This is a genomic window from Mycetocola sp. Y444 (assembly GCF_059445295.1).
Genome location: NZ_JCAIUB010000001.1, coordinates 1049538 through 1062962, shown reverse-complemented (window position 1 = coordinate 1062962; position 13425 = coordinate 1049538). Strand labels below are relative to the sequence as shown.

Below are 13425 nucleotides of genomic sequence, written 5' to 3'. Positions count from 1 at the left end.
GACACTCGTGCTGGTCGCGCGTCACGACACCGCGGCGAAGTTCGCGAGGATCACAGCGTTACCGCGGGTCGGGTCAGCGCCTACCGTTCATCCGCTTCCGCAGAAGCTCGATGCGGGACTGCAGTTGCGTCACACTGGCCTGTTGAACGGCGGGTCCGCCGCACATCCGCCGCAACTCAGCGTGAACGAGGCCATGGCCCTGATTCGTGGACTTCGCGTACAGCCCAACGAGGCTGTTGAGGAGGCTGCGCTGCTCCTTGAGCGTCCGGTAGAGCGGCGGCGGGACATCGGTCGACTTGTCTGTTGCCGTCGCCTGAGGTGCCTCGCTGCGGGTCGAGTGGCGCTTTGCCTGCCGCGCCTGACGCTGCGTCAGGAGCTCGTGAACCTGCTCGGGTTCGAGGAGGCCGGGAAGGCCGATGAAGTCGAGCTCTTCCTCAGTGCCCGGCTCTGCCCACTGGCCGAATTCGTCCCCGTCGTAAACGACGCGGTCGAAGTTCGCCGACGAAGACATGGCCTCGTACCGGAACTCATCGCCGAGCGAATCGGACCCCTTGGATTCGCGGTTGGCCTCTGCGACCATCGCGTCTTCCGGGTTCCACATGTCCCCCTCGCCGCTGCCGTCGCTTTTCCGATCGAGCGCGTGGTCGCGCTCGAGTTCGAGGGCACTCGCGAGGTTCATCAGGTTGGGAACATCGGGGAGGAAAACGGATGCCGTTTCACCGCGACGCCGGGCCCGCACGAACCGTCCGATGGCCTGGGCGAAGAACAGGGGGGTCGATGCGCTCGTCGCGTAGACGCCAACCGCGAGCCGTGGCACGTCGACGCCCTCGGAAACCATGCGGACCGCGACCATCCAGCGGCTCGTGCCCGCCGAGAAGTCGTCGATGCGGTCGGATGCTTCCTTCTCATCGCTCAGAACGACAGTCGGTGGTTCCCCGGTGATGCCGTGCAGGATCTTCGCGTACGCGCGTGCCGCGGTCTGGTCGGTCGCGATGACCAGGCCACCGGCATCCGGGATGCCATGGCGCACCTCGCTGAGGCGCCGGTCGGCAGCCTGCAGCACCTGCGGGATCCACTCCCCTGCCGGGTCAAGCGCCGTACGCCAGGCCTGCGAGGTGATGTCCTTGGTGTTGCCCTCGCCGAGCCTGGCTTCCATCTCGTCGCCGGCGTTGGTCCGCCAGCGCATGTGTCCGGCGTAGACCATGAACATGACCGGGCGAACGACGCCGTCGGCGAGTGCGCGACCGTAGCCGTAGTTGTAGTCGGTGAGTGACGTGCGGATGCCGTCTTTGTCCGGCAGGTAGCTGACGAACGGGATCGGGGCGGTGTCCGACCGGAACGGGGTCCCGGTCAGCGAGAGCCGGCGGGTTGCCGGTTCGAAGGCCTCACGGATCGCGTCACCCCAGCTGAGCGCGTCACCGCCGTGGTGCACCTCGTCGAGGATGACGAGGGTGCGGTGTGACTCGGTGATGTCCTTGTGCAGCGCGGCGCGGACCGCGACCTGCGCGTAGGTGACGGCGACGCCGTGATAGTGGCTGCCGTAGCGGCCGTCACTGTTGGAAAACATCGGGTCGAGTCGGATGCCTGCGCGGTGTGCGGCATCCGCCCACTGCCTCTTGAGGTGCTCGGTCGGCGCGACCACGGTGATGCGATCGACGGTTTTGCGGGCGAGCAGTTCGGCGGCGAGCCGAAGCGCGAACGTCGTCTTCCCGGCGCCGGGCGTTGCAGCGGCGAGGAAATCGCGGGGTTCGTGAACGAAGTAGGCGGTGAGCGCCTCTTCCTGCCAGGCGCGAAGCTTGGAGACCGTTCCCCACGCTGCACGCTCAGGGAAGGTGGGTGAGAGGTGTTCGGCGGCGCTGGTTCCGATGCGGATTGCTGGTGCTTCGGACTTTGGGGGGACCGGCTGGAACTCTGTACTCACTGGATACCAATCTACCCGACGAGCGGCACGTCACGGACCGTGACCGATGATGCTTCGCCGGGTAAACTCGGGTTGATGGACGCATTATCTTCTGACGAGGTTTCGATTTTTCAGGAGCGGCCGCATCCGTGGACGCGTTTTGTCGCTCTCGGAGATTCGTTCACCGAGGGCATCGGAGACCCGTACCCGTCGCCGCCGGGAGCCCACAGGGGCTGGGCGGATCGCGTGGCCGAAGTGCTCTCGCAGGGTGTGGACGATTTCGCCTATGCCAATCTGGCCGTACGCGGAAAACTGATCGCTCAAATCGCCGCGGATCAGATCGAACCCGCCCTTGACCTCCACCCTGATCTGATCACCATTTCGGCGGGGGGCAACGACGTACTTCGTCCGGGTACCGATCCGGACGTCATCGCGCAGAAAGTGGACGATGCGATCGCCCGGCTCTCGCGGGACGGCGCCACCATTGTGCTCTTTACCGGCGTCGACGTCGGTTTCTCACCGGTGTTGCGCACCATCCGTGGCAAGGTGGCGATCTACAACGAGAACCTCAGGAGCGTCGCGGCGAAGTACGACTGCATCGTCGCCGACCAGTGGGCGCTGACCGAGATCCAGAACGCGCGGATGTGGTCGAACGACCGGCTGCACCTCAATGCACTCGGCCACCACACCGTGGCCAGGATGGTGCTTGATTCCCTCGCGGTTCCCAACGGCCTGGAGCCGCTCAAGCCTGAGCCGGTACGGCCGGCGACCTGGCGGGAGGCACGCACGGAGGATTTCGTCTGGGCGCGACAGTTCTTCGTTCCGTGGGTCCTCCGGCGCCTGCGTCACCAGTCCTCCGGGGACTTCATCACCGCAAAGCGGCCGCAGGCGGAGAAATTCTTCCGTGACGGCGACCTTCCAGCCGGGGACTGAACGCGACGCGTTCGGTGGGTCGTGCGTCAGTCGGACGGATGGGTGATTCGCCAGCCGGTGTCAGCCTCGGTGAGGTCATCGGACAGAGCGAGCGGGACGTCGATGACCGAGTCCGCGACGGTGAAGGTCGCTTCACCGACGTCGAGTCCTGATGGGCCCGAAATCAGGGGTGACGCAGAGACCTCAACAGCGACGGACGCGTCCTGCCACACCAGAACGGATGCCGATTCGGTGGCGACGATGTCGGATGTCGTGCCCCACGGTGTGGTGTAGCTTCCGAATGACTCTCCCTCGGTGACGAGGGGAAGCTCCCTGAAGCCAGCCTCGACGGTCGTGAGGAGACCGAGCACCGACGAGAAGAGCTCTTTATGGTTGGGCGCGCCGAGAATCACCCCGACCACCGTGACCGTCTCTCGGCCAACGGTGAGTTCGGCCGCGAACAGCAGACAGGCGCCGGCGACGCGGGTCGTCCCGGTCTTCAGTCCGATGATTCCCCCCTGGCCGAGGATCTTGTTTGTGTTGCTCACCGGCCCGATGATCGGCAGGTCTGCCGACTGCTGCGACACGATCTCGGAAAGAACGGGGTGAGCGAGGACCATTTCGCCGATTTTGACGAGATCGGCCGGTGTCGATCTGCTGTCCGGGTTGATGCCGCTGGAGTCCGCGAGATGCGTGCCGGCGAAGCCGTGTGTGCCAAGCCAGGCTGTGGCCGCCACGAGGAAGGCATCCACAGATCCATATGCCCAGTTGGCCAGGGTGATGCTGTAGTTGTTGGCCGACGGCAACATCAACGCTTCGAGCAACTGGCGCTCCGTGAAGACGGACCCGACGGCAACGGGTGCGGCCGAACCCCCCTCGGCGATCACTTCGGTGTAGATGCGCTGGTCGTCTTCGGTGAGGGTAAGTTGCGGTCCCGATTCGCCTTCGCCCAGGGGCATCGCTTCGAGCACGACGAGGGCCGTCACCGACTTCGTGATGCTGGCCATCGGCGTCGATTCCTGTGAGCCGTGACTGGAGAGGATGCCGTCAAAGCCAACGGCGCCGATCGCGCCGTTGCCGTACGCCGGCCACGCCACCTGGGTGACGGTCTGGGTAATGGTCTCCGCTGGTTCGAGGGTCGCGGCCGTCGCAGGGAGCGGACGGAGCACGGCGAACGCGAGATAACCGATGATCCCGAGGATGAGAACGAGGACACCGAAGACGGTGAGCCTGCGTCGCAGGTACACCCGTCGGTCTGAGAGCGGCTGACGGGACTGGTACACGGATATGAAGTCTATCTGCGCGCTGTTGGATCGTCCGGCGAGGCTCGGCGGTCGCGAATCGCCCAGAGCGCCACCGCACTCGCCGAGGCGACGTTGAGCGAGTCGACACCGTGCATCATCGGGATGATCACCGTCGAGTCGGCTGCCTCCAGTGCCTGGGCGCTGAGGCCGTCCCCCTCCGCGCCCATCGTGAGGGCGATCTTGTCCGGGAGGTGAGCGGCGAAGTCATCGAGGGTGATCGCGCGATCGTCGAGGGCGAGGGCGGCGACGTGGAAGCCGGCCTCGTCCAGGATCCGCCGCGCTTCCGGCCATTCAGGCATTCGGGTCCACGGCACCTGGAGGACGGTTCCCATGCTGACCCTCACACTGCGGCGGTAGAGCGGGTCGGCGCACCGCGGCGTGATGAGAACGGCGTCCGCGCCGAGGCCGGCAACGGCCCGGAAGATCGCACCGACGTTGGTGTGATCGACGATGTCCTCCAGGATGACGATCCGGGTAGCATCCCGGATGACGTCTTCCATCGGTTGCAGAGGGGGCCGGTGCATCGCGGCGAGCGCCCCCCGGTGCATGTGGTAACCCGTCAGCGACTCGAGGGTTGCCGCGTCACCGACGTAGACCGGGACATCGGGAAAATCGGCAAGCAGCGGAGTGACATCCGGGATCCACTGCTCCTGAAGAAGCAGCGAACGAGGTGTGTGGCCCGCGTTGAGCGCCCGGGCGATGACCTTGTGCGACTCGGCGATGTAGAGGCCGCCAGCGGGTTCGCTCACACGGCGGAGTGCGACGTCGGTGAGGCGGGCGTAGTCGCCGAGACCCTCGATGTCGAGGCTGTCGATGGGGACGATTCGCACGGGTGGTCCTTCGGGTGGGTGGCGTAGGGTTTGCGAGAGACAGGCCGGTGGATGTGCGTCGCGAAACAATCCCGACACGTGAGTTGTTTACCATCGTGACATCTGCGAGGTTCGGAGGTTCACATGACAACGCTCGCAAGCGCAACACCAGCGATAGACACTGATCGGCTTGATGCAGCATACGCGCTCCTCGAGGGGCGGCGGTTTGCCGTCCTCACCGGTGCCGGAATGAGCACCGACTCCGGAATACCCGACTACCGCGGAGAGGGCGCACCCAAGCGCACGCCCATGACCGTCTCGCAGTTCCTGCTCAACGACTCGTCACGCAAGCGGTACTGGGCCGGCAGCCACCTGGGCTGGGCCATGTTCGACGCCGCGAGGCCGAATGCCGGGCACAAGGTCCTCGCCGCACTCGAGGAGGCAGGACTCGTCACCGGCATCGTCACCCAGAACGTCGACGGTCTGCACGTGCGGGCCGGTTCCCGCCGCGTGGTTGATCTCCACGGCTCGATGGACCGGGTCAGTTGCCTCGTCTGTGGCCAGACTTTTGCGCGCGCGAGCATCGCCGCGCGGATCGAAGCGGAAAACCCGTGGCTGTCCAGACCGGATGCCGTGACGTTGAACCCGGACGGCGACGCAGAGATCGCTGACGTCGACAATTTCGTGGTGCCGGTCTGCTCGGTGTGCGGTGGCGCACTGAAACCCGACGTCGTCTTCTTCGGTGAGTTTGTCCCGTCAGACAAGTTCACGGAGGCACGGGATATCGTTTCCGCAGCCGACGCGCTCGTCATCGCGGGGTCGTCACTCGTCGTCAACTCCGGCATCCGCCTCCTGGAACACGCGCGCCGGAGCAAGTTGCCGATCATCATCATCAACCGTGGTGAGACCAAGGGCGATGGGCGTGCCGACGTGAAGCTGGATGCCGGGGCGAGCGAAACCCTGACCGCGCTCGCGGAGCGACTGGTCACCTAGGTTCGGCGACTGCTGCCCAGATCCGGTGTCACCTGGCGTCAGCCGGGCGGTTGAGCGCGGCGAGGACCTCGGCTTCCCGCCGGGGATCGATCCCCGGCGATGGGCGGTCCGTGCGCTGTGGCGGCACTCCCCCGATGCTCTGCAGCCAGGCCCAGGTGTCCGCGACAGTCTCGGAAATCGGGCGGATGCTGAGGCCCGTTTCATAGGCGCGGCTCACGTCGATGCGGTACATGGTGTCGTGCGCTTCGCCGGGTGGCAGCCACAGCGGAAGCTGTGTCCACGGCTCGATTCCTGCGGCGAGGATTCTCTCGGGGGTCACCCACTCCAGCAAGCCGGTCGAGCCGGTCGCACGCAGGCAGAGTTCGAGGACCTCCCCCATGGTCGTCTGGCACGGCTTGCTGATGACATTGACGGGTCCGGAAACCCCGTCCTCGGCTGCGGTCAGTGCCCAGTTGGCGAGGTCCCGGGCGTCGATGTACTGGATGCCGGCGTCCGGGGTCCCTGGGGCAAGAATGCGTCCGCCACGGGCCGCGCGCAGCAGCCACCACGGCAGTCGGCCGATGTTCTCATGCGGGCCGAGGATCAGACCGGCGCGGGCCAGGATTGCACGTTCGCCGAAGGCATCCGTCACAGCACGCTCTGCCCCAGCCTTGGCCCTGGCGTAATCGTCGAACGTGTCATCGTCGGCGGAGCTGTCGACGACGGGCGAGTTCTCGGTCGAGCCCGGCTGGGTGGGAAAGCCGTAGACCGAGCAGCTCGAAATGTAGACGTATCGCCGCGCACGGGCGGCGAGCGCCCGCGTTGTGTCTCGAACCGTCGACGGGGCCCACGACCAGGTATCCGCAACGACGTCCCAGTCGCCGTCATGGTCGGTGAGGTTCTGGATGCCTCGTGGGCTTGTGCGGTCACCGGTCACTGCCGTTACGCCCGCTCGTGGCGGATGCGTGCCGCGATTGAACGTGGTGACATCCCAGCCCCGGTTGAGTCCTGCATCGACGAGGGCGCGACCCACGAATTCTGTGCCGCCGAGTACGAGAAGCTTCATACGTTCATAGAACTGTGACTCACGTGCGTCAGACAAGACGGTTCACTCGAGGCGTAACGTCGGCCCGAAGCTGGGCGGAGGGTTCAACGGTCAGGTCACCCAATAACATCGACGGAAAGTACGCCGAATGCCGGCAACTTCAAGGCAACACTCCGACCCGAGGAAAATGACATGTTCTTCACGAAGCGTTCCAGACGGCGTTCCAAACGGTCACCCGTTCTCCCGAAGGACGAGACAGCTGTTCTACCGGGCGCACAGGACCTCCGTCGTTTCGTCGCGAGCAGGTTTATCGAGCCGGCCGTTGTTCGGTTCGGGGTTGAGGCCGATTTCCTCACGGCTTCCGACGTCGTGAGCCTCGAAGTTGTGCGATACCGAGCCGGCGATCTTGAGGAGGGTTCCGTCGAAGAAACGATTGCGCTGCTGCTGTCAGACGATCTCGAGCGGGTTCCTTCCCTGTTGGATGCGGCTGTGGCTGCCAGCACGCCCCTCGGTCAGCCCCTGGATGTGTGGGCTTATGTGGGGCTCGCTCGAATCAACGTTGTGTGGGCGAGCTTCGATGACCCGTGGGATGCCGTCGAGACACATCTTCGTACATTGGGCTACCCGGAAAACTACAAACACTTCCTCCGGTATACCGAGGCTGAGAAAGGCGCGCCAACCGGACTCCCTCAGATGAAGCGGCGACTCGATGCATTTCTCTCGCGCTGTCAGTGGCAGTGGGGTCCGTAGTGCCCCGCCGGGCTCCCTCTACGACCATCAGCGTCGGCCGAACGGCGTACTCGCTAGCGACGGATGTCTGCGTGCGTCGCTGTGGCGCGGCGTGAGTGCCGAACGAGCATGACGTCGATCGGCGCGGCAAGCGCGACAGCGAGCACAAGGGCGATCCAGTAGCCGGTGGTGAGGGCGATCCAGAGACCGAGGCCGATGAGCAGGAGCGTCCACACCAGGGCTACGACCCACAGCCAGCGCGGAAGGGTCGGGGTGTCCGGGGAAGCAGTCATGGAGCCAGCGTATGGGCTGCACTCTCCCTGCGCCAGAGATCGAGCGCCGAGTCAGCCAGCGAAGGCTCTTACCTGGCTCGAGCGCTCCGCCGCGAGTTGTCGAGCTCGATCAGCACCTGCTCAAGCTGTTCGGCTGAGGACCGCCAGGCGGAAACATCGTCGCTCGCCGTGTCCGTCGCGTGAAGGGTGACAACGGGCTGGCCGGGAGCGCTGCCCGTGATGAGACTGCGTTGCTGCGCCCGCGACACGCCCACGACGATATCCGCCCTGCGGGTCATCACTCCCCTGGTCAACGGGAACCGCCACACGAGCAGCCGCAACCGCTCGGAGAATGGCGCGTCGGACGCGGCGTGCGGCACTCCCCCGGCGATCGCGAGGCCGTATCGACGGCCCCAGCCGCCCCAGGTCGGAGCGGGCGAAAAGAGCACATCGGTATCGATCGAGTTGAGCCGCCGACCGGTCAGGAACTCGCGAGGGCTCAGCGGATGTGGGAACAGTTCCCAGGGGAGGTCCGGCAGCAGCGCCAGCCGCGTCTTCGGCCCGACGAGCATCACGAACCGTCGTCGCTCAGCCAGCGCACGGATCAGCCCGAGGCTCATGAGACTCAGGTGGTCATCGGGATCGCCCGTCACCCACCGGCAGTCAACGACGAGTTTCACAGTGGCGCCTCGTCCCGGTCCACGAGCGATGTTGACCGCGGATCCGGGGTGAGGAACTCCTCGATGAGTGTCGCTGCCCGTTCGGGCACTTCGTAGTGGATGAGATGTCCAACGTCGGGGATGATCTCGAGCGCTGCATCCGGAAACAGGGCGGTCAGCGTGTGCTGCGCGCTCACCGGTGTGATGTCGTCCCGGTCCGCGGCGATCAGGAGAGTGCGCGCATCGATCGACGCCGCGAACTCGCTGACATCGTTTGAGACGGATGCCCGAAACGCTTCAAGAACCACGTCACGATCGCTGAAGGCACTGAAGTACCTGTCGTGTTCGCTGTGAATCCATTTGCGCAGCGTCCGGCTCTTCGTCTTGGCCATTGTCTGGCTCATCACGCGGACGATGATCCGGTTGCGGAGCAAACCGAAGCCGATGGGCTCAGGCAGAACGGCGCCGAGCTGGTAGTAGATGACGGCGAGCCGGGTCAGGATGCCGCGTGGCCCCGACAGCGCTGGAGCCGCGATCGGATTGACCAGAATGAGCCGGTCGGTGGCCAGCCCGGTGCGCGCCAGTGCCGCGGACACGACGATCGAGCCGAACGAGTGCCCGAGGATGATCGGCTTCGAGTCCAGGTCGAGTGCGTCCACGAATCGCTTCAGCCAGCCGGCATAGCCGTCGAGGTCGTGGCGACTGAGCCGCAGCGGTTCGGATTCGCCAAAGCCCGGAAGGTCGGGACTGATGATGTGGAAGCCGGGCAGATGGGCAACGACGGGTTCGAGCCCGTGGTGATCACCGCGGAACCCGTGCACCATCACGATTGTCGGGCGGTCAGACGGCGTGCCGTACTCCCAGTAGGCGGCACTGCTCCCGCCGATCGAGATCTGCTGCTTCGTCACCGGAATGCGATCGAGAAGGCTGGAGTATGGCGAGGTCGTTGTCATGGCGTTCCCAGTTTAGGCACTGTGGCTCCTGCCAAGCCGAAGGCGGCGACCCTAGACTCAAGCCAAGGATTCATTGGCTCGCACAGTGACGTGATTGGATACCCGTGACCTTCACCGCTCCCATACAGTTGCCGGGGCTCGCGCGCGATCCGCTCTGGTACCGCAGGGCGATCTTTTACGAGGTCATGGTCCGCTCGTACGTCGACAGCAACGGGGACGGCGCCGGTGACCTGCAGGGTCTGGTAACGCGGCTGGACTACCTGCAGTGGCTGGGCGTCGATGCTCTGTGGCTTCCGCCGTTCTACTCCTCGCCGCTGAGGGACGGAGGCTATGACGTCTCTGACTACCAGGCCATCCTGCCCGAGTTCGGCAGCCTCGAGGAGTTCCGCGATCTGGTCTCGAAGGCCCACGAGCGCAACATGCGCATCATTATCGACATGCCACTCAACCACACCTCTGACCAGCACCGCTGGTTCCAGGAGTCCCGCAGCGACCCCGATGGACCGTACGGTGACTTCTACGTGTGGAGCGATTCCGACCAGAAGTGGCCAGACATCAGGATCATCTTCACCGACACTGAGGACTCCAACTGGGCGTTCGACCCTGTGCGCCGGCAGTTCTTCTTCCACAGGTTCTTCTCGCACCAGCCAGACCTCAACTTCGAGAACCCTGCGGTGCATGAGGCGATCTTCGAGGCGATACGTTACTGGCTCGATATGGGTGTGGATGGCATCCGCCTGGATGCCATCCCGTACCTCTACGAGTCAGACGATGGCAACGGTGAAGGCGAGCCGAAAACCCACGGCTTCGCGAAGCTGCTCCGGGCGATGGTGGACCTCGAGTACCCGGGCCGCGTACTCATCGCCGAGGCCAATCAGTGGCCCAGGGAGGTCTCCGAGTACTTCGGTACCGATGAGGAGCCCGAGTGCCACATGGCGTTCGACTTTCCGGTCATGCCCCGTATTTTCTACTCGCTGCGGTCGCAGCAGGCCGAGGAACTCGCGAGGGTTCTCGCGGAGACCCAGGACATTCCCGAGTGGGCCGGCTGGGGTGTCTTCCTTCGCAACCACGACGAGCTCACCCTCGAAATGGTCAGTGAGGAATACCGGCAGGCGATGTACGGCTGGTACGCCTATGACCCACGGATGCGCGCAAATGTCGGAATCCGCCGCCGCCTCGCTCCCCTGCTCGACAACTCGCGCGCGGAACTCGAACTGGCGCACGCCCTGCTCTTTTCGCTGCCGGGGAGCCCATTCATTTACTACGGCGACGAGATCGGAATGGGCGACAATATCTGGCTCGCCGACCGGGACTCGTCCCGCACACCGATGCAGTGGACGCCTGACCGCAACGCCGGGTTCTCCTCTGCAGATCCCGGCAAACTCTTCCTGCCGGTCGTCCAGTCGCTCGTCTTCAATTACACGCTCGTCAACGTCGAGTCCCAGCTCGCCCAGTCACGGTCTCTGCTGCACTGGGTACGGAACGTCATTCACGTCAGGAGGGGTCATCCCGCGCTCGGAATGGGCAGCATCGAGGTACTCCAGGCGGACCACGAGTCGGTGCTGGGCTTCGTCCGCAGCTACAGGGGAACCGGCAGGAGCAGCGGCGACGAGCAGGAAGACATTTTGTGCGTCTTCAGCTTCTCGCACCACCCCGTCGCCACAACACTCGTCGCACCCGACCTCGCAGGCTGCCGGCTGTTCGACCTGTTCGGTGGCGCCGAGTTCCCCCCGTTCGATGACACGGGCCGGGTGACCCTGACGATAGCCACGCAGAGCTTCTACTGGCTGCACATCGCACGCCCGGGTGATTCGCCGTTTGCGCAACACCGGCACGGCTGAACCGGGCTGTCGGTCGTCTCACCTAGAGTAAAAAATGTGGAAACAACAGCGGTCAAACACTGGTCAGACTCTCTCGCCGTCTTCGATTTGGAGACCACAGGCATTGACGTGACGACCAGTCGCATCGTCTCCGCGAACGTCGGCGTTCTCGACAAAGATGGCTCAGTGATTCGGCGCCGCGACTGGATCGCTGACCCCGGGGTCGAGATCCCGAGCGAGGCGACAGCCGTGCACGGCATAACCACGGAGTTCGCGCAGTCCTACGGGCGCTCCGCGCCGATCGTTGTTCGCGAAATCGTTGAAACGCTCCGCGAGCTCTTCGACGAAGGAACCCCCGTCGTCATCTACAACGCCCCATACGACCTGTCCCTGCTGTTCAACGAGGCGCTGCGTCACGGCATCCCACCGATCGTCGACCCCCTTCCGGTGATCGACCCACTTGTCATCGACAAGGCGCTCGACAAATACCGCAAGGGCAAGCGCACGCTCGAGGCAGCGGCTGCCTTCTACGGCGTCGAACTCACCGACGCCCACGACGCCGGCGCCGATGCGATCGCCGCTGGCCGCGTCGCGCAGGCCATCGCCCGCGCACACTCCCGCGCACTCGATATCGACGCGTTTGAGCTGCACGAACTGCAGGCCGGCTGGTGCAAAGAGCAGTCAGACAGCTTCCAGGACTACATCCGCCGCACCCGCGACGCCACCTACGTCGCGTCCGCCGGGTGGCCGGTGCGCTGACGCGAAACGCTGCGCTGCGCCGGCACGCATCGCCCGCAGCACCAGGCAGGCAGCAAAAAAGACCCGCAACTTTCGTTGCGGGTCTTTCTTGTAAGGCTGGTGGCTACGCGCCGAAGCCCTTGAAGCGCTGGTTGAACTTCTCGACACGTCCAGCGGAGTCCATGATGCGCTGCTTGCCCGTGTAGAACGGGTGCGACTCCGACGAGATCTCAACGTCGATCACCGGGTAGGTGGTTCCGTCTTCCCACTCCATGGTCTTCGAGCTCGTCACCGTCGAACGGGTGAGGAACGTTGCGCCCGAAGCGAGGTCGCGGAAAACTACAGCCTGGTAGTTGGGGTGGATGTCAGTCTTCATGAGGACTTCCTTGTGAGTCGTGTGGATTGTTTCAGTCTCGCCCTGCACCAGTGCCTGAGGCTCAGGTATGGCAAGAAAGCTTGTGGCCCCTCGGGCCAGCTACCTACTTTATCAGAAAGTCGGAGCTACTCGGCACGAGCCGAGAAACGACCGTTGTTTTCGGTCAGTTCAATGGGCAGGCCGAAGGTCGTGGTGAGGCTCTCGCTGGTCAGGGCTTCCCTCAGGGGCCCTGAGGCCACAACCGCGCCGTCTTTGAGGAGCAGCGCGTGAGTGAAGCCGACCGGGATCTCCTCAACGTGGTGAGTAACCATGATGATGGCGGGCGAGTCTTCCGACTGGGCGTAACCGCCGAGCAACGCGACCAGTTCCTCACGCGAACCGAGGTCGAGGCTCGCCGCCGGCTCATCGAGCAGCAGAAGTTCGGGATCGGTCATGACGGCCCTGGCGATCTGCACGCGCTTCTGCTCGCCGTCGCTGAGGGTGCCGAAGCTCCTCTCGGCGAGGTGATCCAGGCGCCACTCCGTCAGCACACGCTTCGCGCGCTTGATGTCGATGTCCTCGTACTCTTCATTCCACCTGCCGGTGACTGAATACGCGGCGGTCATGACGACGTTGAGGACGGTCTCGTCTGCCGGTACCCGTCGAGCCATGGCCGTCGACGCGATTCCGATGCGCGGGCGGAGCTCGAAGACGTCGGTCTTGCCCAGGGTGGAGTCGAGAATCTCGACGGAACCCCTGGTCGGGTAGATGAGCGTCGATGCGAGCTGCAGCACCGTCGTCTTCCCCGCACCATTGGGGCCGAGAACGACCCATCGCTGGTCCGGTTCAACCGACCACGACACGGAATCCACGATCGCGCGGCCATTGCGCACGACCGATACATCACTCAACTGCAAAACGCTCGACATGGGTCCAAGCCTATCCGTCCAACCAGCT

The 13425-nt window shown here is 64.6% G+C and carries 14 protein-coding genes; 5 read left to right on the top strand and 9 right to left on the bottom strand.

Annotated features, from left to right (window positions below):
- Window positions 1-73 precede the first annotated feature (73 nt).
- Entirely contained in the window at window positions 74-1921 is a 1848-nt protein-coding gene (locus AC1C2M_RS05070; RefSeq protein ID WP_495435447.1) for a DEAD/DEAH box helicase, read from the bottom strand.
- Window positions 1922-1996: 75 nt separating this feature from the next.
- Here AC1C2M_RS05070 and AC1C2M_RS05065 point away from each other — a divergent pair, with 75 nt between their 5' ends.
- A complete protein-coding gene (locus AC1C2M_RS05065) occupies window positions 1997-2833 on the top strand; it encodes an SGNH/GDSL hydrolase family protein (protein ID WP_483404078.1) in 837 nt (278 codons plus the stop codon).
- Window positions 2834-2859: 26 nt separating this feature from the next.
- On the opposite strand, the gene AC1C2M_RS05060 is transcribed toward AC1C2M_RS05065, so the two are convergent.
- The gene (locus AC1C2M_RS05060; RefSeq protein ID WP_483404079.1) at window positions 2860-4095 is read right to left on the bottom strand and encodes a D-alanyl-D-alanine carboxypeptidase family protein; all 1236 of its coding nucleotides are present in this window, start codon (window positions 4093-4095) and stop codon (window positions 2860-2862) included.
- Between the two features lie 11 nt (window positions 4096-4106).
- Entirely contained in the window at window positions 4107-4946 is an 840-nt protein-coding gene (locus tag AC1C2M_RS05055; protein ID WP_495435446.1) for a TrmH family RNA methyltransferase, read from the bottom strand.
- 123 nt (window positions 4947-5069) lie between these two features.
- Here AC1C2M_RS05055 and AC1C2M_RS05050 point away from each other — a divergent pair, with 123 nt between their 5' ends.
- Window positions 5070-5918 carry a Sir2 family NAD-dependent protein deacetylase gene (locus tag AC1C2M_RS05050; RefSeq protein ID WP_495435445.1) on the top strand — a complete coding sequence of 283 codons (849 nt, stop codon included), beginning with the start codon at window positions 5070-5072 and terminating at the stop codon, window positions 5916-5918.
- Window positions 5919-5946: 28 nt separating this feature from the next.
- On the opposite strand, the gene AC1C2M_RS05045 is transcribed toward AC1C2M_RS05050, so the two are convergent.
- A complete protein-coding gene (locus tag AC1C2M_RS05045) occupies window positions 5947-6963 on the bottom strand; it encodes an NAD-dependent epimerase/dehydratase family protein (protein WP_495435444.1) in 1017 nt (338 codons plus the stop codon).
- Between the two features lie 171 nt (window positions 6964-7134).
- Between AC1C2M_RS05045 and AC1C2M_RS05040 the strand changes: the two genes are divergently transcribed.
- Complete coding sequence (locus tag AC1C2M_RS05040) at window positions 7135-7692, top strand: DUF2247 family protein (RefSeq protein ID WP_495435443.1); 558 nt, start codon at window positions 7135-7137, stop codon at window positions 7690-7692.
- Between the two features lie 53 nt (window positions 7693-7745).
- Here the strand turns inward: AC1C2M_RS05040 and AC1C2M_RS05035 are convergent, their stop codons facing one another.
- From AC1C2M_RS05035 to AC1C2M_RS05025, 3 genes are all read right to left on the bottom strand, one after another.
- Window positions 7746-7964, bottom strand: a complete 219-nt coding sequence (locus AC1C2M_RS05035) for a hypothetical protein (RefSeq protein WP_495435442.1) — start codon at window positions 7962-7964, stop codon at window positions 7746-7748.
- Between the two features lie 68 nt (window positions 7965-8032).
- Complete coding sequence (locus tag AC1C2M_RS05030) at window positions 8033-8623, bottom strand: hypothetical protein (RefSeq protein ID WP_495435441.1); 591 nt, start codon at window positions 8621-8623, stop codon at window positions 8033-8035.
- Window positions 8620-9555 (bottom strand): alpha/beta fold hydrolase, encoded by a 936-nt coding sequence (locus AC1C2M_RS05025; RefSeq protein WP_495435440.1) that lies wholly within the window; start codon window positions 9553-9555, stop codon window positions 8620-8622. Before AC1C2M_RS05025 ends, AC1C2M_RS05030 begins: the two co-directional genes overlap by 4 nt.
- Window positions 9556-9659: 104 nt before the next feature.
- Between AC1C2M_RS05025 and treS the strand changes: the two genes are divergently transcribed.
- A complete protein-coding gene (treS, locus tag AC1C2M_RS05020; protein WP_495435439.1) occupies window positions 9660-11396 on the top strand; it encodes a maltose alpha-D-glucosyltransferase in 1737 nt (578 codons plus the stop codon).
- 36 nt (window positions 11397-11432) lie between these two features.
- A complete protein-coding gene (locus AC1C2M_RS05015) occupies window positions 11433-12134 on the top strand; it encodes an exonuclease domain-containing protein (RefSeq protein ID WP_483404088.1) in 702 nt (233 codons plus the stop codon).
- 103 nt (window positions 12135-12237) lie between these two features.
- Here AC1C2M_RS05015 and AC1C2M_RS05010 read toward each other — a convergent pair whose 3' ends face one another.
- Window positions 12238-12489: a type B 50S ribosomal protein L31 gene (locus AC1C2M_RS05010; protein ID WP_108390953.1), complete on the bottom strand. Its 252-nt coding sequence runs from the start codon at window positions 12487-12489 to the stop codon at window positions 12238-12240.
- Window positions 12490-12614: 125 nt separating this feature from the next.
- Window positions 12615-13397, bottom strand: a complete 783-nt coding sequence (locus tag AC1C2M_RS05005; RefSeq protein ID WP_483404089.1) for an ABC transporter ATP-binding protein — start codon at window positions 13395-13397, stop codon at window positions 12615-12617.
- Window positions 13398-13425 lie beyond the last annotated feature (28 nt).

Coding starts and splice junctions, on each gene's coding strand:
- AC1C2M_RS05025 (WP_495435440.1), bottom strand. CDS start 9,555: ATGACAACGACCTCGCCATACTCCAGCCTTCTCGATCGCATTCCGGTG.
- AC1C2M_RS05010 (WP_108390953.1), bottom strand. CDS start 12,489: ATGAAGACTGACATCCACCCCAACTACCAGGCTGTAGTTTTCCGCGAC.
- AC1C2M_RS05040 (WP_495435443.1), top strand. CDS start 7,135: ATGTTCTTCACGAAGCGTTCCAGACGGCGTTCCAAACGGTCACCCGTT.
- AC1C2M_RS05065 (WP_483404078.1), top strand. CDS start 1,997: ATGGACGCATTATCTTCTGACGAGGTTTCGATTTTTCAGGAGCGGCCG.
- AC1C2M_RS05035 (WP_495435442.1), bottom strand. CDS start 7,964: ATGACTGCTTCCCCGGACACCCCGACCCTTCCGCGCTGGCTGTGGGTC.
- AC1C2M_RS05005 (WP_483404089.1), bottom strand. CDS start 13,397: ATGTCGAGCGTTTTGCAGTTGAGTGATGTATCGGTCGTGCGCAATGGC.
- AC1C2M_RS05050 (WP_495435445.1), top strand. CDS start 5,070: ATGACAACGCTCGCAAGCGCAACACCAGCGATAGACACTGATCGGCTT.
- AC1C2M_RS05045 (WP_495435444.1), bottom strand. CDS start 6,963: ATGAAGCTTCTCGTACTCGGCGGCACAGAATTCGTGGGTCGCGCCCTC.